The sequence below is a fragment of the Streptomyces sp. NPDC005774 genome, from assembly GCF_042871645.1.
Taxonomy (GTDB): domain Bacteria; phylum Actinomycetota; class Actinomycetes; order Streptomycetales; family Streptomycetaceae; genus Streptomyces; species Streptomyces pratens.
The window spans coordinates 117,511-138,558 of the sequence record NZ_JBIAIV010000018.1; the positions used below are offsets into that span (position 1 = coordinate 117,511).

Annotated in this window: 16 protein-coding genes and 3 pseudogenes; 10 read left to right on the forward strand and 9 right to left on the reverse strand. The window is 69.1% G+C overall.

The window, feature by feature from the left end; translation table 11 throughout:
* From ACFYQA_RS18770 to ACFYQA_RS18785, 4 genes are all read left to right on the forward strand, one after another.
* Complete coding sequence (locus ACFYQA_RS18770) at window positions 1–954, forward strand: ABC transporter ATP-binding protein (protein ID WP_388918685.1); 954 nt, start codon at window positions 1–3, stop codon at window positions 952–954.
* Window positions 951–1,994, forward strand: a complete 1,044-nt coding sequence (locus ACFYQA_RS18775) for an ATP-binding cassette domain-containing protein (RefSeq protein ID WP_388918688.1) — start codon at window positions 951–953, stop codon at window positions 1,992–1,994. The genes ACFYQA_RS18770 and ACFYQA_RS18775 overlap by 4 nt, the downstream gene beginning before the upstream one ends.
* Window positions 1,991–3,535 (forward strand): glycoside hydrolase family 32 protein, encoded by a 1,545-nt coding sequence (locus tag ACFYQA_RS18780; RefSeq protein ID WP_388918691.1) that lies wholly within the window; start codon window positions 1,991–1,993, stop codon window positions 3,533–3,535. Before ACFYQA_RS18775 ends, ACFYQA_RS18780 begins: the two co-directional genes overlap by 4 nt.
* An 84-nt stretch (window positions 3,536–3,619) precedes the next feature.
* On the forward strand, window positions 3,620–7,192 hold the full coding sequence (locus ACFYQA_RS18785; RefSeq protein ID WP_388918694.1) for a GH32 C-terminal domain-containing protein: 3,573 nt from the start codon (window positions 3,620–3,622) through the stop codon (window positions 7,190–7,192).
* Window positions 7,193–7,602: 410 nt separating this feature from the next.
* On the opposite strand, the gene ACFYQA_RS18790 is transcribed toward ACFYQA_RS18785, so the two are convergent.
* From ACFYQA_RS18790 to ACFYQA_RS18800, 3 genes are all read right to left on the reverse strand, one after another.
* Complete coding sequence (locus tag ACFYQA_RS18790) at window positions 7,603–8,637, reverse strand: MFS transporter (RefSeq protein WP_388918736.1); 1,035 nt, start codon at window positions 8,635–8,637, stop codon at window positions 7,603–7,605.
* Between the two features lie 296 nt (window positions 8,638–8,933).
* Entirely contained in the window at window positions 8,934–10,052 is a 1,119-nt protein-coding gene (locus tag ACFYQA_RS18795) for a fatty acid desaturase family protein (RefSeq protein ID WP_388918697.1), read from the reverse strand.
* Window positions 10,053–10,059: 7 nt separating this feature from the next.
* A complete protein-coding gene (locus tag ACFYQA_RS18800; RefSeq protein WP_360035473.1) occupies window positions 10,060–11,115 on the reverse strand; it encodes a ferredoxin reductase in 1,056 nt (351 codons plus the stop codon).
* An 86-nt stretch (window positions 11,116–11,201) separates the two neighbouring features.
* Between ACFYQA_RS18800 and ACFYQA_RS18805 the strand changes: the two genes are divergently transcribed.
* The gene (locus ACFYQA_RS18805) at window positions 11,202–12,341 is read left to right on the forward strand and encodes a PucR family transcriptional regulator (RefSeq protein ID WP_388918700.1); all 1,140 of its coding nucleotides are present in this window, start codon (window positions 11,202–11,204) and stop codon (window positions 12,339–12,341) included.
* 310 nt (window positions 12,342–12,651) lie between these two features.
* Here the strand turns inward: ACFYQA_RS18805 and ACFYQA_RS18810 are convergent, their stop codons facing one another.
* From ACFYQA_RS18810 to ACFYQA_RS18830, 5 genes and pseudogenes are all read right to left on the reverse strand, one after another.
* The gene (locus tag ACFYQA_RS18810; protein ID WP_388918703.1) at window positions 12,652–12,885 is read right to left on the reverse strand and encodes a transposase; all 234 of its coding nucleotides are present in this window, start codon (window positions 12,883–12,885) and stop codon (window positions 12,652–12,654) included.
* 46 nt (window positions 12,886–12,931) lie between these two features.
* A pseudogene (locus ACFYQA_RS18815) lies at window positions 12,932–13,122 on the reverse strand (transposase); the annotation flags it as partial.
* A gap of 10 nt (window positions 13,123–13,132) precedes the next feature.
* Window positions 13,133–13,579, reverse strand: a pseudogene (locus tag ACFYQA_RS18820) (transcriptional regulator); the annotation flags it as partial.
* A gap of 108 nt (window positions 13,580–13,687) precedes the next feature.
* A complete protein-coding gene (locus ACFYQA_RS18825; RefSeq protein WP_388918706.1) occupies window positions 13,688–14,260 on the reverse strand; it encodes a helix-turn-helix domain-containing protein in 573 nt (190 codons plus the stop codon).
* 179 nt (window positions 14,261–14,439) lie between these two features.
* Window positions 14,440–14,757: an SCO5918 family protein gene (locus tag ACFYQA_RS18830; protein ID WP_388918709.1), complete on the reverse strand. Its 318-nt coding sequence runs from the start codon at window positions 14,755–14,757 to the stop codon at window positions 14,440–14,442.
* Window positions 14,758–15,042: 285 nt separating this feature from the next.
* On the opposite strand from ACFYQA_RS18830, the gene ACFYQA_RS18835 reads away from it, so the two are divergent.
* The 4 genes from ACFYQA_RS18835 to ACFYQA_RS18850 all read left to right on the forward strand — a co-directional run bounded on the left by ACFYQA_RS18835 (window position 15,043) and on the right by ACFYQA_RS18850 (window position 19,343).
* Window positions 15,043–15,246, forward strand: a complete 204-nt coding sequence (locus ACFYQA_RS18835; RefSeq protein WP_145801666.1) for a cold-shock protein — start codon at window positions 15,043–15,045, stop codon at window positions 15,244–15,246.
* Window positions 15,247–15,602: 356 nt separating this feature from the next.
* A complete protein-coding gene (locus ACFYQA_RS18840) occupies window positions 15,603–17,168 on the forward strand; it encodes a DEAD/DEAH box helicase (protein ID WP_388918712.1) in 1,566 nt (521 codons plus the stop codon).
* 478 nt (window positions 17,169–17,646) lie between these two features.
* Window positions 17,647–18,828 (forward strand): IS256 family transposase, encoded by a 1,182-nt coding sequence (locus ACFYQA_RS18845; RefSeq protein ID WP_388918739.1) that lies wholly within the window; start codon window positions 17,647–17,649, stop codon window positions 18,826–18,828.
* Window positions 18,825–19,343 (forward strand): GNAT family N-acetyltransferase, encoded by a 519-nt coding sequence (locus ACFYQA_RS18850; RefSeq protein WP_388918715.1) that lies wholly within the window; start codon window positions 18,825–18,827, stop codon window positions 19,341–19,343. The genes ACFYQA_RS18845 and ACFYQA_RS18850 overlap by 4 nt, the downstream gene beginning before the upstream one ends.
* Before the next feature lie 917 nt (window positions 19,344–20,260).
* Here ACFYQA_RS18850 and ACFYQA_RS18855 read toward each other — a convergent pair.
* Window positions 20,261–20,398, reverse strand: coding sequence for a hypothetical protein (locus ACFYQA_RS18855; protein ID WP_388918718.1), 138 nt, complete (start codon window positions 20,396–20,398; stop codon window positions 20,261–20,263).
* A 333-nt stretch (window positions 20,399–20,731) separates the two neighbouring features.
* Between ACFYQA_RS18855 and ACFYQA_RS18860 the strand changes: the two are divergent.
* Window positions 20,732–20,950 (forward strand): annotated as a pseudogene (locus ACFYQA_RS18860) (MerR family transcriptional regulator); the annotation flags it as partial.
* Window positions 20,951–21,048 lie beyond the last annotated feature (98 nt).

A 21,048-nucleotide genomic window follows, 5' to 3' on the forward strand; every position in this document is an offset into this window, starting at 1 on the left:
ATGGAACCCGTACTTGAGGTGAACGGCCTGCGCGTCGAATACCGCGGCGACGGACGCACCGTCGTGGGCGCCGACGACGTCTCCTTCTCCATCGGCGCCGGAGAGGTCTTCGGCCTCGCCGGAGAATCCGGCTGCGGCAAGTCGACCATCGCCAACGCGGTGATGCGGCTGCTGAAGCCCCCGGCGGAAATCACCGCGGGCAGCATCCGCTTCCAGGGCCGGGACGTCCTCGCCCTGGACGCACGGGAGCTGCGCGCCTTCCGGTGGCGGGAGATCGCCATGGTCTTCCAGTCGGCGATGAACTCGCTCAACCCCGTCCTGACCATCGGCGAGCAGATCGTCGACATCTTCACCACCCACGAGCGGATGAAGAAGCGGGCCGCGCGGGAGCGGGCCGGCGAGCTGCTTCAGCTGGTCGGCATCGACCCGGGAAGGCTGAAGGCGTACCCGCACCAGCTGTCCGGCGGCATGCGCCAGCGCGTGGTCATCGCCATGGCCGTCGCACTCCACCCCCGGCTGCTGATCATGGACGAGCCGACCACCGCGCTCGACGTGGTCGTGCAGCAGGAGATCATGGCGCAGATCCGCGACCTCCAGCGGGAGCTGGGCTTCTCCATCCTCTTCATCACCCACGACATGTCCCTGATGGTCGAGCTGTCGGACCGCATGGGCGTGATGTACGGCGGACGGATCGTCGAACTCGCCGACGCCAAGGAGCTGTTCGCGGGGCCGCTCCACCCCTACAGCGAGGCGCTGATGAACGCCTTCCCGCCGCTGACCGGCCCGCGCCAAGAGCTCACCGGCCTCTTCGACGCCCCGCGCACCGACGACAGCTGCGGCTTCCACGTCCGCTGTCCCGAGGACCGCTCGGACTGCTCCACGAACATCCCCGACCTGCGCGAGATCGCGCCCGGCCGCTGGGTGGCCCGCAGCCTTGAAGGAGCCCCCCGATGACCGAACCCCTGCTGTCCGTACGCGGTCTGACCAAGGACTTCCAGGTCGGCACCGTCTTCTCCCGGCGCCGCGTCCGAGCCGTCAACGACGTCTCCTTCGATCTCCCGGCCGGCCGGATCACCGCCCTGGTCGGCGAGTCCGGCAGCGGCAAGTCCACCATCGCCCGCTGTCTTGCCCGCCTCGAACAGCCCTCCGCCGGACAGGTGCTGTTCGACGGCGAGGACGTCCTGCGCACCGAGCGGCGCCGGGCATCACGGGCGTACCGCCGCAAGGTCCAGATGGTCTTCCAGGACCCCTTCGGCTCACTCAACCCCGTCCACCGCATCGAGCACTTCCTCACCCGGGCCCTCGTCCTGCACGGCCACTCCGCCACACCAGAGGCGCTGCGCGAGCTGATAAAAACGGTCGGCCTGACCGAGGACATGCTCCAGTCCTACCCGCACGAACTCTCCGGCGGCCAGCGTCAGCGCGTCTCCATCGCTCGCGCGTTGGCGGTGGAACCGCGCCTCATCCTGGCCGACGAACCGACGTCGATGCTGGACGTCTCCGTGCGCGTCGGCGTGCTCAACCTGATGCGGCGCCTGCGCGACGAGCGGAACATCGCCATGCTCTACATCACCCACGACCTGGGCTCCGCCCGCTATCTGGCCGACACCACGATGGTCATGTTCGCCGGCGAACTCGTCGAGGGCGGCGACGCACTGGCCGTCATGGACGCCCCCGCCCACCCCTACACCCACCTGCTGCTGTCCGCCGTACCCGACCCCGAACGGGCCGGCAGCTACGACCCAGTCGAGCGCGCCAGGCTCCGCGAGGCGATCCTCAATCCCACGTCCTGCCCCTACGGCGACGACGGCACGTGCAGCCGCACCGAACCCGTCCGCCACATTGTCGGCGAGAACGACGGACAACCCCACTGGGTGCGCTGCCACCTGCGCGCACCCGCCTCCGACATCGCCCGCCGCGTCCTCAAGGCCACCGACCGGCCGGACAGCGAGGCCACCGACGACACCGAGAAAGCGGAGACCACCGCCGCATGACCCACGACCTCACCCTCCCCTCCGGCAGTCCCACCGCCGAGGGGCTGGCCGAGCGCGCCCTGCGCGACCCCCACCGCCCCCGCTTCCACTTCACCTCGCCCGGCGGCTGGCTCAACGACCCCAACGGGCTGAGTCACTGGAACGGCGTCTACCACCTCTTCTACCAGTACAACCCGCTCGCCGCCGCCCACCACCGCATCCACTGGGGCCACGCCACCAGTACCGACCTCGTGCACTGGGCCGATGAGCCAGTCGCCCTGGTGCCAGGCTCGGACGGCCCGGACCGCGACGGCTGTTGGTCCGGTGTCCTGGTGGACGACGGGGGGGTGCCCACGCTCGTCTACTCGGGCAGGCACGGCGAGCATGAACTCCCTTGCCTGGCCAGGGGATCGGCGGATCTGACGTACTGGACCAAGGACTCGGCCAACCCGGTCATCACCGCCCCGCCGGAGGGCGTCGACCTCACGGCCTTCCGCGACCACTGCGTCTGGCGGGAGGGCTCCGGCGAGAACACGGTGTGGCGTCAGCTGGTGGGCTCGGGAATCCGGGGCGTCGGCGGAACGGCCTTCCTGTACGAATCCGACGACCTGCGCAGCTGGCGCTACGTCGGCCCCCTGCTGACCGGCGACGCCTCGCAGAACCGGGGCGAGCTCGACTGGACCGGCACGATGTGGGAGTGCGTCGACCTTTTCCGGCTCGGCGAGGACGAGGAGGCCGACAGCACCGACGTTCTGGTCTTCTCCGCCTGGGACGAGGGCACCACCCACCACCCCCTGTACTGGACCGGCCGCTACCAGGGCGACACCTTCATCCCGACCGCCCTCCATCGCCTCGACTACGGCGGCCGCTACTTCTACGCCCCCCAGTCCACCCGCGACGAGCACGGCCGCCGCATCATGTTCGGCTGGCTCCAGGAAGGCCGGACGGACGAGGCGAACGCGCAGGCCGGCTGGTGCGGTGTGATGTCCCTGCCGAGGGTCGTCACGCTCGCCACGGACGGCGGCCTGCACCAGGCCCCGGTACCGGAGCTGACCGAGCTGCGGCGGGAGCGCGTAGAGGTGGCTCCGGGCCGGCTGGCCGACCCGTACACCCCGCTGCCCGCCGTGCGCGGGGACCAGCTGGACATCGAGACGACCCTGCGTCTGGCCTCCGGAGCGACCGTCCGGCTCGTGCTCCGCGAGACACCGGACGGCGCGGAACGCACGGTCGTGGAGGTGAGCCGGTCGCACGACGGAACGGGCGGCACCCTCCGTCTGCACCGCGAGACCAGCAGCCTCGACCCGACGGTCGACACCGAACCCCGGTACGGCGACCTGTCGTTGGGCCCCGAGGGCCGGGTCGACCTGCGCGTCCTCGTCGACCACTCCGCACTGGAGATCTTCGCCAACGGGCGGCCCCTCACCGCCCGCATCTACCCCACCCGCCCGGACGAGGCCGTCGGCGTCGGTATCGGTGCCGACGGCGATGTGGCCCTGGAGCGGTTCGACGCCTGGCAGATGGCGTCGGCCTTGACCGACGGGCCCCGGCCGCTGTGGCCGTGACCGTCTTACACACGGCCACGGCCCGCGGGGTGGACGTCCCCCCGGGCCGTGGCCCACCCTCCCCTGTTCTCATCAGGAGCTGCCATGAGCGTGTCCCGCCGTACCCTCCTGCTCGCCGGAGGAACCGCCGCCACCCTGCTGCCTCTCGGAGGCATCCTCCCCGCAGCACAGGCCGCCACCCCGAGCACCACCGGAGCGACCCCCGCCGCCACCCCGATCCCCGACCCCATCCCCGTCACCGGCACCTGGACCCGCACCTCCGACGGCGGCCGGACGGCGACCGCCGGCCGCCGCGGGCCCGCCCTCGCCCTGTCCGAGCAGCCACTCGCGGCCAAAGGCACGTACGCGGCCCGCGTCACGCCCCGATCCTCTTCCGTCGTAGGCGCGTTGGTGTTCCGGGCCGCCCTCGACGGCTCGACCGGATACGCGGTCGCCCTCGACCCCGGCCGCTCCCGCATACGGCTCTACGACCTGGCCGGCGGCGACACACTCGCCACCGCTCCACTTCCGGGCGCGCAGGCCGGAAAGCCCTACGACCTCGAAGTGGCGGTCGACGGACCCGAGCTGACGGTGCATGTCGACGGCAAGCGGCTTCTCCACACCGAGGACCACCGCCACGACACCGGCTCGGTGGGCCTGCTCGCCCAGGGCGGCAAGGTCACCTTCGGCCCGCCCTCCCTCTCCTCAGTCACCACCAACCTCACCGGCTGGACCACGAGCGGCGGCACCTGGACGGCGAGTCCGCTGGGCTGGCGCGCGGCCCCGACCCAGGGAGCCACCGCCCGCGCCATCACCACGACCAAGACGTACGACACCGCACTCCAGGCCGACCTGCTCCTGCACGACGCTTCCGCCATCGCCTCACTGCTGGTGCGCACCGACGCCAAGGCCACGCGCGGCTACGGCGTCCAAGTCGACGCGGACCAGGACAGGCTGAGGCTCTACCGCATCGACGGCAACGTCACCCTCGGCACCTACGCGACCACCATCAAGGCCGACACGGTCTACCGTCTGCGCGTCGAAGCCGAACACGACGAACTGCGCGTGCACTGGCAGACCAACTTCCTCTCTCCCGACGGCTACAGCCCCGTCATCACCGCCCAGGACTCCACCCACACGAAGGGCCGACTCGCCGTCACGGCTTCGGCCGGCGAGGTGTCCTTCGAGAACATCGCCGCGGCCGACCTCTCCACCGGCCTCCAGGGCTGGACGGCCCGCTCCGGCACCTGGACCCCGGACCTGCGCGGCATCCGCGGCGAGAACGGCCTGCGCACGGCCCCCTTCACCGACGGCGACCTGGTGGCGAGGGCCGACATCACACCCGGCGACCGCTCCTCCTCGGCCGGCCTCGCCCTGCGCGCGTCCGCGAACGGCTCCGGCGGCTACGAAGCCCGCCTGGAAGCCGGCCGCAACGCCGTCGTCCTGCTGGACCGCTCCTCCGGCACCCGCCTCGCCTCCGCCTCCGGCCCGGTCCGGCGCATCACGGCCGGAGGCACGTACCGCGTCGAGGCCCGCGCGACGGGCAGAACCATCGAGGTGTACGTGGACGGCGTACGGGCGCTCAAGACCCGCGTGTCCCGCACCAAGGGCGCCGCCTTCGGCACCGCGGCCGCGCACGGGACGTCGTACTTCCAGAACGTCGAAGTCCACAGCACCGCCGACTACTTCACCGAGCCGTACCGCCCCACGTACCACTACTCCCAGCTCACCGGCTCCACCAGCGACCCCTGCGGCCTGCTGCACCACGACGGCGAGTACCACCTCTTCCACCAGGACGAGGGCCGCTGGGCGCACGCGGTCAGCACCGACCTCGTCCACTGGCAGCCCCTGCCGATCGCCCTGCCCTGGAACGCCTACGGCCACTGCTGGACCGGCTGCGCGGTCGTGGACGCCGACGACACCTCCGGTCTCTTCGACGGCGGCTCGGGCCTGATCGCCTATTACACGAGCTACCACCCGGACAAGCCGGGCGGGAACGCCAGCGTGCGCATCGCGTACAGCAAGGACAAGGGCCGATCGTGGCAGCTGCACGGCGGCTCGAGTCCGGCCGTGCAGAACCCGGGCGGCCCAGACGCCGACTGGACCTTCCGCGACCCGAAGGTCATCCGCGACGAGGCTCACGAACAGTGGCTGATGGTCGTCTCCGGCGGCGACCACATCCGCTTCTTCACCTCCACCGACCTCCTCACCTGGACCCAGGTCAGCTCCTTCGGCTACGGCGACTGGGCCACACCCGGCGTCTGGGAGTGCCCCGACTTCTTCCCGCTCCCCGTCGACGGCGACAAGGACAAGGTGAAGTGGGTCCTCACCCTGAGCACCGGTGCCGTACGCGCCACGAACGGCTCGGCCGCCCAGTACTTCACGGGGGAGTGGAACGGCACCGGTTTCGCTCCCGACCAGAAGGCCGGCACGGTCCTGCGCGCGGACTCCGGCCGTGACTACTACGCCGCCATGTCCTTCTACGGCCTGACCGACGACCGCCGCGTCTGGCTCGGCTGGATGAGCAACTGGGACTACCCCTTCAGTGCCCCGACCGGCGGCTGGAACGGCCAGCTGAGCACCCCCCGCGAACTGACCCTCACGGACACCGCCGACGGCGTACGCCTGGCGCAGCGCCCGGTCCCGGAGCTGGTCACGCTGCGCACGTCCACCACAACCCGCAAGGACCTCGCCGTCGGCCCCACCTCCGCGAACCCGCTCGCGGGAGTCCGGGGCATCGCCTACGAGATCGAGGCCGAGATCACCCTTGGTACTGCCAGGGAGATCGGCTTCCGGCTCCGGACCGACGACGAGCAGCACACGACAGTCGGATACGACGCCGAGGCGCAGGAGCTGTTCGTGGACCGCTCGGCATCGGGCCTGAGCGACTTCACGCAGTACTTCACGGGCCGCACGACCGCGCCGATGAAGACGACCGACGGCCGCGCGACCCTGCGCGTGTACGTCGACTCGTCCTCGGTCGAGGCATTCGGCGCGGACGGACAGGCCGCCGTGACCAGCCTGCTCTTCCCCGGCCCGGACGCCGACGGCATGGCTTTCTACGCCAAGGGCGGCACCGCGCACATCGAGTCGCTCAAGGTGCACAGGCTCGGCAGCACCTTCCGCCTGGTGGATCGGGTGAAGCCGCTGGTGGCCGCCCCGAGCGGCGGTGAATTCCGCTCGGACCTCGGCAAGTTGACGATCACCCCCGCCGGCCGCTGGTCGACGGACAGCGCGGGCCGCGCCGGAAGCTTCGACAAGGACTCCAACGCGATCTCGGCCCGCACGGCGACGGACTTGGACCTCACCACTCTGGTCCGGCTCGGCGGCCCCGCCCCGGACACGAGCGGCGCCCTCTCCCTCCTCTGGCGCGCCTCCTCCGACGGCGCCGACGCCTACTGCCTCAACATCGACCCCGACCTACGCGTGATCCGCCTGGTCGCCAAGGCCAACGGCTACTTCGACGACGGCGCCGCCCTCGCCCGCGTCCCGGCACTGGTCCGCCGCGGCACGAGCTACCCCGTCCGCATCCTCACCGAGGGCGACCGCATCCAGGTGTTCCTCAACGGCAAGCGGATCATCGACGTGACGGACACGACGTACACGAGCGGACACATCGGCCTGAACGTGTACGGAGGGAGGGCGGCGTACCAGGACACCTACGCGAAGGAGCTGTGACCGCCGGTCAAGCCGACAAGCAAGAGTTCGATCCCCGTCCTTGAGCCGGCGCGATCGTCCTCTATGTATTCAGCGCGTTCCTGGAGGTCCTCATTGAGGCCGAGTTGAGGCCGCAAGGACAGGAGCAGACTGACAAGGGCTGAGGAGCACCCACATGGATAACCCTATCTGACCTGCGAAAACGTCAAGGGTGAGCGTTGAATGGCAAGGACCGCCAAGATCTTCAAAGGACTCATAATCCGTCGGCCGTGGGTTCGAGTCCCACCCGCCCCACCAGTTTCACCCTGCGGAAACGTTCTGACCTGCGGAAACGTGGTCTTTGCGCCCTCCGGCACCTCGAATCGGTGCAGCGGATGTGCGGCGTTCTGATTGCTCGTGAGCTTTTGTAGGGCTGTGACCTGGCGTTTTGGTCATTTCTCCGTGGGACGCGTGGTGAGTGCTCCCACGGCTGCTGGGTCCAGTCGACCTTGCATGTCGACCCGTAACCGACCGGAGGTGGGGCTTTCCGGGTCCGCGCGGATTGCTGCTACAGAAGCGAGCACGGAAACAGCTGCCAGTGCGACGAACAGTTGCGGGTAGCAGCCCAGCGGAATCGCCAGTGCGGCACCTGCGAACGGGGCGAGAGCCGAGGAGGTGGTGGTCGGTGCCGCGAGGAGTCCGGACAGGCGGCCGTAGTGGGTGGTGCCCCATCGGTCAGTGATCGCGGTGGCCTGGAGCAGTGTGAGGTTGCCGCGGACCATCCCGGCGATTACGGATAGTGCGATCAGGACGACGTACGGGCCGGGCACGAGCGCCAGCGCTGCGGTGGTGAGGCCCCCGAGCGCTATCAGTGTGGTGGTGCGGGCGGTGACTCCGGTGTGTCGGGCGAGAGTTGCGTACAACGTGCGTCCGAGGGTTGGTCCTGCGCCGCCGAGGCCGAGCGCCCACGCTGCCTCGCTGGTTGAGTATCCGCGCTCCAACAGGAGAGGGACCAGGGCGACGACCACGGCGGAGACGGTGAACGCAGAGAGCGTGAGCGCTGCTGCGAGCATCCAGAACGGCCGGCTGCGGGTCGCCGTCTTCGCCGCTTCACCGGCGTGGGGAGTCGAGGGCGGTGGCGCTGCGGGCCAGGGGGCTTTGAGCGCCAGCGCGTGGGTGGGGATGATTACGGCCGCAAGGATCACAGCGAGCACGGCGTACGTCATGCGCCAGGTCAGACGATCGGCCAAGGCTGCGGTGAGGGGTGCGAAGAGGGTAGAGGCCAGCCCGCCGGCGAGGGTCACGATGGTCAGGGCGCGGACGTGGTCGGGGGCCCACCAGCGGGTGACGGCGGCGAAGGCGGGCTGGTAGAAGGTGGCTGCCATCGCGAACCCCACGAGCGTCCAACCGGCGGAGAAGACGAACAGGTTCGGCGCGGCGGCGACGATGAGGATGCTCAGGACGCCGAGAACGGCGCCGGCTGTCATGACGGTGCGCGGCCCGCAGTGGTCGATGATCCTGCCGACCCGTATTCCGGCGAACACCTCCGGTGATCCGGATGTCGATCGGGGTGGCTCCCGGGGCCGAAGACGTAACGGTCTGGGGCAGCGGGCAGGAACGGGCCCTTCGCCGCCGCGCTGTTCCACGACATCAGGGTTGACGGGCTCAGCGACCTGGATCTGCCCTACACCCCTCCGCTCGGATCGCCGTGGGACGCGGTCCAAGTGGCAGCCCAGGCCACTTTCGATCACACCGCGCTCAAGATTGATAGGGCAACGGCTTCTCAGGTTGCGACGAGCTCCTGCTCGTAGTCCGGCATCTTGACCTTGGGCTTCTTGTTCGGGAGCGAGAGCCGGAAGACCTTGCGCCACGCGGAGAACACCTGCTTGGGCAGCGGCCCGGTGACGTACTCCAGCTCGTACTTCTCGAACAGCGCGCGCACCTCCACCGCGACCTCGGCGTACCGGTTGCTCGGCAGGTCCGGGAACAGGTGATGCTCGATCTGGTGTGACAGGTTGCCGGTCATGAAGTGCATGGCTTTGCTGCCGCTGATGTTCGCCGAGCCCATCATCTGGCGCAGGTACCACTGGCCGCGCGTCTCGCCCTTGATCGACCGGCGCTCGAAGACCTGCACGCCCTCGGGGAAGTGCCCGCACATGATCACCGAGTGGGACCAGATGTTGCGGACCAGGTTCGCGGTGAACGTGGCGGCGAGAGTGGGGAGGAACGAGGGGCCCGACAGCAGCGGGTGGATCACGTAGTCCTTGAGCACCTGCTTGCGGATCTTGCGGCCCACGGCCTTGGCCCGCGCGCGGAACTCCGGGTTCTTGCGGCGGCGCTTGTGGAGATTCTTGCCGAGCTCCAGGTCGTACGCTGCGATGCCGTACTCGAAGAAGCAGGCGTTGATGAAGTTCCACAGGGGCTGGCCGAGGTGGAGCGGGTGCCACTTCTGGTCCTCGTCGACGCGCATGATGCCGTAGCCGAGGTCGTTGTCCTTGCCGATCACGTTGGTGTACGTGTGGTGCAGCTCGTTGTGTGAGTGCTTCCACTGCTCGGACGGCGAGACGTGATCCCACTCCCAGGTGGTGGAGTGGATCTTCGGGTCCCGCATCCAGTCCCACTGGCCGTGCAGGATGTTGTGGCCGATCTCCATGTTGTCCATGATCTTCGCCACGGACAGCCCGGCGGTGCCGATCAGCCACGCGGGCGGGAAGATCGAGAACAGCAGCACACCCCTGCTGACCAGCTCGAGCTTGCGCTGCGCCGAGATGACCTTACGGATGTAGGCGGCGTCTTCCTCGCCGCGGCCGGCGATCACCTCGTCGCGGATCGCGTCCAGTGCGCGGCCCAGCTCCTCGATCTGCTCCGCGGTCAGGTGGGCGGTGGGGTCGATGGCGGTCAAGGTGCTCCTATCGTGCGAGGTCGCAGGGGCCCGCTGCGGCGGACACGCAGGTCTGGATGAGGACGCCCGGCTCGGCCTCGGTGATCTCGCCGGTGCGCAGGTCGCGGACGGCGCCCGCCTTGAGCGGCGTAACGCAGCCGAAGCAGATGCCCATGCGGCACCCGGAGGGCATGAGCACGCCGGCCTCCTCGCCGATGTTCAGCAACGGCGTGGCGCCGTCCGCGCTGACGGTCTTGCCGGTGGTGCTGAACGTGACCTCGCCACCGTCGCCGGCGACGACGATGCTGGGGCGGAAGCGTTCTGTGTGCAGGCGCTCTTGGACGCCGTGCTCGGTCCAGTGTTCTTCGGCGGCGTCGAGCAGGCCCGCGGGCCCGCAGGCCCAGGTCTCGCGCTCGGCCCAGTCGGGCACGAGTTCGTCGAGACGGGCGATGTCGAGCATGCCGTCTGTGTCGGTGTGCACCTCGGTGAGCCGCAGCTTCTGTTCCGCGTTCAGGTCGTGCAGTTCGTTACGGAAGATCACGTCTTGCGGTTGTGGCGCGCAGTGGACCAGGACGACGTCGTCGAACCCGGTGTCGCGCAGCATGCCCATCACCGGCGTGATGCCGCTGCCGGCCGTCAGGTAGAGCACCTTGGCGGGCTTGGTCTCCGGCAGCACGAAGTCACCGGTCGCCTGGTCGAGCTGGACCAGCGTGCCCGGTTTCGCCCTGCGGACCAGGTGGTTGCTGACCTTGCCGTCCGGGATCGCCTTCACGGTGATCGTGACGCGGCCATCCTGGCGGTTTGTCGGCGAGGTGATGGAGTAGGCACGCCACAGGCGCACCCCGTCGACGTCGACCCCGATCCGCACGTACTGACCGGCTGTGTGGCCGCGCCATCCCCGTCCCGGCCTGATCACGATGGTCGCGGCGTCCCCCGTCTCGGGGTGCACGGCCTCGATGCGCCCACGCAGGTCAGCGCCCGCACGCAGCGGACTGACCAGGTCGAGGTAGTCCGACGGCAGCAGCGGCGTCGTGACCATCTCCAGCAGTTTCCACGCCCTGCCGCGGAGGGCTGCACTCGTCATGACTCCAGCTTGATGCGCCTGAGGGCGTAAAGTCCTGTCCGCAGGACGTGAATCTGGTCGGCTAAATTGTTCGCAGGAAACAAAACATGAGCCATGCAATCCGGAGGGCCAGCGAACTGACCCTGGATGAGACGACGGTCACCGCACTTCGGGCCGCGCTGAAGACCACCGCCGACGAGGTCGTCCAGGCGATCATCGACGAGGTCCCTCCCTACGCCAACGCCCTTTCGGGCCGCATGGGCGGCACCATCCGCCGAGCCGTTCGCACCGCCCTGGGGCACTACCTGAACCTCGCGAGCGGCAACGCCACGGGCGGCGACGCCGGTGACGCAGCCTACGAGCTGGGCCGCGGCGAGGTGCGCGACGGCCGTTCGATGGACGCCCTGCTCAGCGCCTACCGCGTCGGCGCCCGCGTGGCCTGGCGATGCCTGGCCACGGGTGCCGTACCCGCAGGTCTGCCCGCCGCCGAGGTCGCCAAGTTCGCCGAGCTGACCTTCGCCTACATCGACGAGCTCTCCGCCGCGAGCGCCGCGGGCCACGCCGACGAACTGGCCGCCCAGGGCCGGGCTCATGAGCGCCACCTGGAACACCTGGCCCGCGACCTCCTCGCCGACGCGAGCCCGGACGTACTGCGGGCCTCTGTGCAACGGGCCGGATGGCAGCCTCCGGTGTCGCTGACCGCGGTCCTGCTGCCCGCCGCCCAGGCCCGACCTGCCTACCGCGCGATCAACCCGAACACCCTCGTCCTCGACGATCTGCCGGACGCTTTCGGTGTGCTGCTCGTCCCCGATGCCGACCGATCACATCTCTTGAGACAGATGAACGACCGCACTGCCGTGGTCGGCCCGGCCCGGCCATGGACTCGTGCGTCCGCCTCGTACGCACGAGCCGTACGCGCGCGCTCCCTCTCCTCTGATATTCGCGACACCGAGGACCACCTGCCCGAGCTGGTGCTGAGCGCCGACGTGGACGCGTTCGCAGACCTGCGTGCCCGAGCCCTCGCACCGTTGCAGACCTTGCCTGTCGCGACCGCACGGCGGCTGGAGGAGACGTTGCGGGCGTGGCTGCTGCACCAGGGCAGGCGGGACGAGGTGGCGGCGGCGCTGTTCGTCCATCCCCAGACCGTCCGGTACCGAATGTCGCAGCTGCGAGAGCTGTTTCCGGAACTCGCATCGCCACACAGAGTCCTTGAGCTGACACTTGCGGTCGGTCTTCGGGTCAGCTGACGCGCTCCTCGACCGCGTCCGCGAGCAGGACGGTTGCAACTTCCGAGATCGCGTAGATCATCCGCGCTTTAGTACTCCAGCAGGACTTCGCTGTCTGGCCTGCGGGTTTCGCCGGGCGGCTGGAGTGTAGCGGGTTATAGAGAGGTCAGGGGCGGTCTCACGGAGGCTGCCCCTCATACGTGCGACAACGCCGCAGGTAATGAGAGCGACGGGCGACTGCTTGATGTCGGCGGTGAGGTGACCAGGTGGACACAGGGTTCATGCTGCGAGTGAGCTTGTTCCGCTTTGACGGACGCCTTTGGTGTGGTGGTTAGGCTGCGAGTGCGGTCTCGTACTCGGCGGGGCTGAGGTAGCCGAGGCTGCTGTGCAGTCGGTGCAAGTTGTACCAGCCCTCGATGAAGTCGAAGGTCGCGGTGCGGGCGGCGGCCCGGCTGGGCCAGACGGAGGTGCCGAGCAGTTCACGTTTGATGGTCGAGAAGACCGACTCGGCGAGCGCGTTGTCCCAGCACTGGCCGGTGCGGCCGATCGATAGTCGAAGCCCCAACTCAGCTGCTAGCAATGCGAGTTGCTGGCTGGCGTATTGACCGAGTTCAAGGGGTCGTCGCGACACTGCTTGTCAACGAGCACAGGTGCTCGTTGAAGACCTCGGTGGGGGTCTCCATCCCAGGGTCTTTCGCGGTCGGTTGTTGAGTGTCCCGGCGACCGATTCGAGTTCGTGTGGGCTCCAGCGGGACATGTCGGTGCCCTTGGGGAAGTACTGCCGAAGCAGACCGTTCGTGTTGGCTCGTCGGTCAGTCGGGGGTCTCGCCCGAGTCGGCGGGCGGGGAGTTGTTGGCGGGCGCGGACCGCTCGATGTCGTTGTTGGTCGCGGCCCAGATGGCCAGCAGGTTCAAGGCGTCCTGCGAGGGTGAGTGGGGTTCCGCGGTGCAGGTGAGGAGGAACTGGCTGGGGCCGTCGGGGAGCGGGAAGGCTTCGAAGGGCAGGTCGAGGTCGCCGACGGCCGGGTGGTGGAGGAGCTTCACGCCCGTGGTGTGCATCCGGACGTTGTGGGCCGCCCAACGGCGGCGGAATTCCTCGCTGCGGGTCGACAGCTCCTCGATCAGGTCCGTCAGCCGCCGGTCGTAGAGGTCGCGGCCTGCTTCGGCCCGCAGCATGGCGACCGTGTCGTTGGCGACTTCGCCCCAGTGGCGGAAGAACTCGGTCGCGTGCGGGCTGAGGAAGACGAACCGAGCGTTGTTCGGCCGCCGTGCCGGGTCGGCGTAGACGGGGGGAGAACAGGGCGCGCCCGAGGTGGTTGGCGGCTAGAATGTCCCCGCGTCCGCTGAGGTTGAACGCGGGTGTGCCGGTCATCGAGTCGAGGAAGCGCTGGGCCGCGGGCCGTACCCGGTGCTGGGCCGGGCGGCGGCGTGGCGGGCGGGTCGTGTTGGCGCCGCGCAGGAGTCGAGCAGGTGGATGCGTTCGGCCTCGTCGAGCTGCAGTGTTTGCGCGATGCCGTCGATGACGCTCTGGGAGACTCCGGTGGCGTTGCCGCGCTCCAGCCGGGTGTAGTACTCGCTGGAGATGCCCGCGAGGAGGGCTACTTCCTCCCGGCGCAGCCCGGTGACTCCTCGGCGCTCCTCTACGCACGACTGGACCGCCTGGAGGCTGCTTCCGCCACCCGGGCCGTCTGACCTACCGGCACGCGGGCGAGTCAGCCTGTCGCCTGTCAGTCGACGTCCTCCACGGGGTCCTGTTCGCGGGCCGCGCGCACCGGATCCACGTCCTCTTCGGCGGCCAGCTCGACAACACCCCCTGGGCGCGCTGGCGCGCGAGCAGTTTTCCACGGTGGTCCTGGGACGGGTCGCTACCCGTGCCTGGAGCCGTCCACCCCGCAGATCCAGGCCGCGCAGGCGCAGATGGTCCGTGAGCCGGGACGCCATGTGCGGGGCGCGGTGGAGCAGCGTTGATCGCTTCCGATGCCCTCGGAAGGCGCTCGGCCACGTCGCGGCGTTCGTGTAAACGGTTGCGGTATGAGGGCATCGTGGAACGGGATGGCCTTGCCTGGCGCCAGTCGTCTCCGAGAGGCCGGGCTGTAACTGCTCCTGCCAATGGGGGTTGGTCAGCTGTAGGCGGGGGTGCCCAGCATCGCTACCGCGGCCTGCAGTGGGCTGAGCACGGCGGCGGCGGTCACTGCGGCGGCGGTGGGTGTGGGGCGGCAGGTGAAGCCGAGGCGGGTCATGGCCCGGGTGATCTGTCCGGCGGTGAAGTCGCGTCGGTCTTGTCGGGTGAGGATCTGTCCGACCTGTTTGACGGGGTAGGTGCGGCGGCTGATGATCACGGTTTGTCCGGTGGCCGCTTCGGGCTTGATGCCCCGCATCTTGTCCTGTACTTCGCTCTTGACCAGGTCGAAGGGGAAGCCGGCGATGATGCGACGCATAGGACCTCAGCAAAGAGAGGGGATGGTCGGATCCCTCAGGGTCCCACAGGCTGACCTCTGGCGGGAGATCGAACCGCCGGTGGGAAATCCGGCACGGGAGCGGGTGTTCGTGCTAAGTTGTGGGTAGTTGCAGTTGTGGTACCCATAAACTTGTGTGCACTCGACGGGCGTGATCCGTGGGTGCATTTTTTGCTTGGCCGGTCATCTCCGGATGGGCTCATCGCGGCGACGCGGACTCCGCACCGTGCGGTTTTCGGTTCTGCCCCCTGTCTTGAGGAGATACACATGGCTACTGGCATCGTGAAGTGGTTCAACGCGGAAAAGGGTTTCGGCTTCATCGAGCAGGACGGTGGCGGTGCTGACGTCTTCGCCCACTACTCGAACATCGCCGCCCAGGGCTTCCGTGAGCTCCAGGAAGGCCAGAAGGTCTCCTTCGACGTCACGCAGGGCCAGAAGGGCCCGCAGGCGGAGAACATCGTTCCCGCCTAAGCGCTGACGCGCACCACCGGGTAGGGCCCGCACCGCAAGGTCGCGGGCCCTGTCCGTCGCCCGCACCCCTCGCTCCCCGTACCGGGCCTGCGACCGCGGGTCGTATCGAATTGCATGCATGGCAGGCGGCAGCTCGCAGCCCCGAGGCCGCGCACCGCTTTCTGCCCCCGGACTTCATTGGTCCGGCGTGTCGCCCACCCGCTCGGTGGCGCGATCCTTCGAAGTGCGTTGGGCGCGGATGATTCCGCCCCGCTTCGCTTCTCCTCATTTCCTTCGGTTCGTCTCTGTGATGCCTTCGTGCGGCGTGTTCGCTGCTGGGGCCTTCTGGATGCGTGCCGTCTCCAGGAAGGTTCTCCTTGAACCCCGTTCGTTCCACTCGCTCGTATTCCAGCTCCAGTTCCACCAGCCGCAGCGGCGCTTCGAGCGCCGGCGGCTACAGCCGTTCGGCCCCGAGTCGCTCCGGCGCCCCGAGCCGCTCCGGCGGTAACGCCGGGTCCGGCGGCTCCGGTCGCTCCGGCGGCTACGCGGGCTCCGGCCGCTCCGGCGGAGCGAGCCGACGCCCCTCCGCCCAGGGCGAGTTCGCCCTGCCGGTCACCCTCACCCCGGCACTGCCCGCGGTGGAGACCTTCGCCGCTCTGGACATGCCGGCCGCCCTGCTGACCACGCTGGCCCACGAGGGCATGGCGGTCCCGTTCCCGATCCAGGGCGCGACCCTGCCCAACGCCCTGGCCGGCCGCAACGTCCTGGGCCGCGGCCGTACCGGCTCCGGCAAGACCCTCGCCTTCGGCCTGGCCCTGCTGGCCAGGACCGCCGGACAGCGCGCCGAGCCGCTCCAGCCGCTCGCCCTGGTCCTGGTACCGACCCGCGAGCTCGCCCAGCAGGTCACCGACGCCCTGACCCCCTACGCCCGCTCGCTGCGGCTGCGGATGGCCACCGTCGTCGGCGGCATGTCCATCGGACGGCAGATCCACCTGCTGCGCGGTGGCGCCGAAGTCGTCGTCGCCACCCCGGGCCGGCTCAAGGACCTGATCGACCGGGGCTCCTGCCGGCTGGACCAGGTGAACATCACGGTCCTCGACGAGGCCGACCAGATGGCCGACATGGGCTTCATGCCGCAGGTCACCGCCCTGCTGGACCAGGTGCGCCCGGACGGACAGCGCATGCTGTTCTCCGCCACCCTGGACCGCAACGTCGACCTGCTCGTGCGCCGCTACCTGCACGACCCGGTCGTCCACTCCGTCGACCCCTCGGCCGGAGCGGTCACGACGATGGAGCACCATGTGCTGCACGTCCACGGCGCCGACAAGAACACCGTGGCCACGCAGATCGCCGCCCGCGACGGCCGGGTCATCATGTTCCTCGACACCAAGCACGCCGTGGACAAGCTCACCGACCACCTGCTGAACAGCGGCGTGCGGGCCGCGGCCCTGCACGGTGGCAAGTCTCAGCCGCAGCGGACCCGCACCCTGGAGCAGTTCAAGACAGGGCACGTCACCGTCCTGGTCGCCACGAACGTCGCCGCGCGCGGCATCCACGTCGACAACCTCGACCTGGTCGTCAACATCGACCCGCCGAGCGACCACAAGGACTACCTGCACCGCGGCGGCCGCACCGCGCGCGCCGGTGAGTCGGGCAGCGTCGTCACGCTGGTCCTGCCCAACCAGCGCCGTGACATGATCCGCCTGATGCGGGACGCGGGCATCACCCCGCAGACCGCTCAGGTCCGCCCCGACGAGGCGGAGCTGACCCGGATCACCGGAGCGCAGGCACCCAGCGGCGTCCCGTGCGTCATCGCCGCGCCGGTAGCGGAGCGTGCCAAGCGCAGCTCCTCCGCGACCCGCGGCCGGCGCAGCCGCTTCGCCCAGGCCCGCCGCTCCGCCTCCAGCGAGCGCCCGGCGCCCCGCGTGGCCCTCGCTGCGTAACATCCCCACCGGCACCGCTGCAGAGCCGCCCCACACCCGATGCCAGCCGGGGGTGGGGCGGCTTTCGCATTGGCCTTACCCGGCAATACCCGGTCAACACTGTGTGGCCATCCATCAGCAGTCCGTACTCGTCGCGGGCTGCGCGGGCCGAGGGGCTCGGCGGGACGGAGGAGTGAGGGGAGTGACGGATGGTAGTCGGCGCGGTGTGCGACGCATCGAATTCGGCGTGCTGGGGGGTGGACTGGGTGGTCCCAGTCACTCTCGTTCGGGAGGTGTGCAGGAGCTGCATGCATGTCTCGGCTGTTTGCCCAGCCCTATGCGCCGGGGCTGGCGGGTCAGCACTTGGACGAGCGCGCGACGGCCGCCCGTGGGCTACAAGGGTGCGGGCCTCAAGGTTGGGCAGGCGACCGTGATGGACGCCAGCTACGTCATGCACGCGACATCCCAGGCCAGCGAGCACGGCACGACCCACTAATTCATCGACAGGCCCCTGGCCGCCGCGCTGGAGGCCGAAGTCGACGCCTATATAGCGGAGTTGGCCGGTCAACGGGGTGATGACGGGCGCCGTCTGGTCGTGCGCAACGGCTACCACCAGCCGCGGAAGGTCACCACTGCAGCGGGGAGCGTCGAGGTCAGGGCCCCGCGCGTGAACGACAAGCGCGTCGACGCGGCCACCGGGGAGCGCAAGCGTTTCTCCTCGGCGATCCTGCCGCCCTGGGCCAGGAAGTCCCCGAAGATCAGCGAGGTGCTGCCGCTGCTCTACCTGCACGGCCTGTCCTCGGGCGATTTCGTGCCCGCGCTCGAGCAGTTCCTCGGCTCCTCCGCCGGGCTCTCGCCCGCGACGGTCACGCGGCTGACCGGGCAGTGGCAGGCCGACCACAAAGCCTTCGGCGAGCGCGATCTGTCCGCCACGGACTACGTCTACGTGTGGGCCGACGGCATCCACCTGCGCATTCGCCTGAGCGAGGCCAAGTCCTGTGTCCTGGTCGTCATGGGCGTGCGGGCCGACGGCACCAAAGAGCTGATCGCGATGGCCGACGGCTACCGCGAGTCCGCGGAATCCTGGGCGGATCTGCTGCGCGACTGCGCCCGGCGTGGCATGCGAGCTCCTGTCCTCGCGGTCGGCGACGGTGCGCTCGGTTTCTGGAAGGCCCTGGCGGAGGTGTTCCCCGAGACCCGTCACCAGCGGTGCTGGGTTCACAAAACCGCCAACGTGCTCAACGTCCTGCCGAAGTCGGCTCAGCCCAGCGCACGCAAGGCCCTCCAGGACATCTACAACGCCGAGGACCGAGAACAAGCGCTGAAGGCCGTCGCCGCGTTTGAGAAGGCGTACGGCGCGAAGTGGCCCAAGGCCGTAAAGAAGATCACCGACGATGTCGACGAACTGCTCGCTTTCTACGACTTCCCGGCCGAGCACTGGGTTCACCTGCGCACGACCAATCCCATCGAATCGACCTTCGCGACAGTACGGCTCAGAACCAAGGTCACCAAGGGTGCCGGCAGCGCGGCCGCCGCACTCGCCATGGTCTTCAAACTCGTCGAGTCCGCCCAGGCCCGCTGGCGAGCGGTCAACGCACCCCACCTCGTGGCGCTCGTGCGTGCCGGAGCTCGCTTCGAACGCGGCCGGCTCGTCGAACGCCCCGAGGCGGTCGCGGCATGAACACCCTCCAGGCCCGGGCCATCAGCACCAGCCGGCTGGACCTGCTGCCGCTCCACGTCGAGCACGCCGAGGAGATGGCCGCGGTGCTGTCCGACCCGGCCCTGCACACCTTCACCGGCGGCACCCCGGACACCCCGCAAACCCTGCGCTCGCGCTACCGGCGCATGACCGCAGGCTCCCCCGACCCGGCCGTGTCCTGGCTGAACTGGGTGATCCGGCTCCGCGATGAGTCCTGCCTGACGGGCACCGTCCAGGCGACGGTCGGCCCCTCCGGCCACGGCCTGATCGCCGAGATCGCCTGGGTGGTGGGCACCCCGTGGCAGCAAAGAGGCATCGCCGCCGAAGCGGCCCGAGGACTCGTCGCCTGGCTCGGCCGGCAGCCGGTGCACACTGTCATCGCCCACATCCACCCCGGCCATCGGGCATCCGCCGCCGTCGCCACCGCCGCCGGGCTCGCACCCGCCGACGAACGGCACGAAGGCGAGATCCGGTGGCGCCGGAGCATCAGACGATAACTTCAACGATCCACAGGTCTTAACTATTACTCCTGCGTCGGGGCCGGCGGCCAGTTTCAGGGTGTAGTGGCCGCCTCCGTGGCGCAGGGCGTTGGTGACGAGTTCGGAGACCACCAGGGCGAGGGTGTCGGCCATGTCCGGGTCGGGCGCGGGGGTGAGGCGGTCGGTGAGGGCGCGGGCGGCCTGGCGGGCCTGGCTGATGCCGGCTGCGCTGTCGCCGCGGACCAGGGTCGGTACGGGGGGTGTCGAGGTGATGCTGATCGCCGTGCTGTTCATGCGCGTACACCCCACGTGTGATCGGTTGTACCGCTTGTGCCGTGATACCCCACCTGCCCGATCCGGCGGTCTCCACACCTCGGGAGGGTGTGGACCGGTGCAGTTTCCAAGCGACGTGGACCGCATTTCTTCACTGCCAGCCCTCACAGAAAACCTGTCATGGCGGGAGTAGACATGTGGGCGTTGCTGGGGTTAGTGTCTTGTCCGTAGCCAAGAGATCGAGCAGGCCCGGCAGAGATGAACTGCCGGGAAGCAGTACACGTAAGTGCAGGTCGGTGCGGTGGTGGAGTTTCGCAGCCAGGGTTTTTGCAGGACGGCGACGGGACTGACGACCGGACCGGGCCGCCCGCAGTTTTCAGGGGCGGCCGCGAGCAGTACCGCAGTACGCAGGTGCAGTCCGCAGTACCAGTGGTCCCTCGGTAAATGGCGTCAGACTGCGGCGCGCGTACCGGGAAGTTCGGCAGTGGGGTTCTAAGCCAGAGCAGACGCAGGACGGGCAACGGGGCTGGCTGCCGAAGAGTGTGGCGCTGTGAGAGGCCACCAGCAAGACGGTGCGGTGGTGGAGTTCCGAAGCCAGAGTGGTTGCAGGACGGCGACGGGACTGACGACCGGACCGGGCCGCCCGCAGTTTTCAGGGGCCGCTATGAGTAGTACCGCAGCACCAGTACCCAGCAGTGAAGTGAAGTGAGCAGTTCCTCGGTGAAGGCGTCCAGCTGCGGCGCGCGTACCGGGAAGTTCGGCAGTGGGGTTCTAAGCCAGAGCAGACGCAGGACGGGCAACGGGGCTGGCTGCCGAAGAGTGTGGCGCTGTGAGAGGCCACCAGGAGCACGGAAGCAGTTTGTTCAGAGGGAAAGAACGGAGGAGCCAGAGCGCCATCAGGATCGCCCGGGTGAACGATGTGGGCCCGGGTACCGCAGGACATCGTGAGTGAGGTGGTCTCCGGTCAAGCAACCGCGATCCCCGCAACCCCCGGGCCTCTTCCCGGTAGGTATGCGGAAACACAGAGCCGGCGTAGCCAAGGAAAGCCGGCTGATGGTGTAGCAGTTCCTTCGGGGCCCGGGTGCCAAGTGGCACCCGGGCCCCTCCCACGCGTTTTCCACAGGAAGGTACAGATGACAGCAGACGACTCCTTCGGCCGCCTCGACGACGACTACCCCGCCTACACCATGGGCCGGGCCGCCGAAATGCTCAACACCACCCAAGGCTTCCTCCGCACCATCGGCGAACACCACCTCATCACACCCCTGCGCTCCCCAGGCGGGCACCGCCGCTACTCCCGCTACCAGCTGCGCATCGCCGCCCGCGCCCGCGAGCTCGTCGACAACGGGACGATGTGGGTGTGTCAAGTTAACGGCTGATCTTGGTTGTTGAGGTTCAGTTGCTGGCCGGGGTGAGCCGGCCCTCGAAGGTGATCTGGAATGCGTTGAGG

Bases quoted from the DNA above. Each gene is read 5' to 3' on its own strand.
- ACFYQA_RS18770 (WP_388918685.1), top strand. From the start codon at position 1: ATGGAACCCGTACTTGAGGTGAACGGCCTGCGCGTCGAATACCGCGGC.
- ACFYQA_RS18825 (WP_388918706.1), bottom strand. From the start codon at position 14,260: ATGGCGTCCCGGCTCACGGACCATCTGCGCCTGCGCGGCCTGGATCTG.
- ACFYQA_RS18835 (WP_145801666.1), top strand. From the start codon at position 15,043: ATGGCTACTGGCATCGTGAAGTGGTTCAACGCGGAAAAGGGTTTCGGC.
- ACFYQA_RS18805 (WP_388918700.1), top strand. From the start codon at position 11,202: ATGAGCCATGCAATCCGGAGGGCCAGCGAACTGACCCTGGATGAGACG.
- ACFYQA_RS18790 (WP_388918736.1), bottom strand. From the start codon at position 8,637: ATGACAGCCGGCGCCGTTCTCGGCGTCCTGAGCATCCTCATCGTCGCC.
- ACFYQA_RS18780 (WP_388918691.1), top strand. From the start codon at position 1,991: ATGACCCACGACCTCACCCTCCCCTCCGGCAGTCCCACCGCCGAGGGG.
- ACFYQA_RS18850 (WP_388918715.1), top strand. From the start codon at position 18,825: ATGAACACCCTCCAGGCCCGGGCCATCAGCACCAGCCGGCTGGACCTG.
- ACFYQA_RS18800 (WP_360035473.1), bottom strand. From the start codon at position 11,115: ATGACGAGTGCAGCCCTCCGCGGCAGGGCGTGGAAACTGCTGGAGATG.
- ACFYQA_RS18775 (WP_388918688.1), top strand. From the start codon at position 951: ATGACCGAACCCCTGCTGTCCGTACGCGGTCTGACCAAGGACTTCCAG.
- ACFYQA_RS18785 (WP_388918694.1), top strand. From the start codon at position 3,620: ATGAGCGTGTCCCGCCGTACCCTCCTGCTCGCCGGAGGAACCGCCGCC.
- ACFYQA_RS18830 (WP_388918709.1), bottom strand. From the start codon at position 14,757: ATGCGTCGCATCATCGCCGGCTTCCCCTTCGACCTGGTCAAGAGCGAA.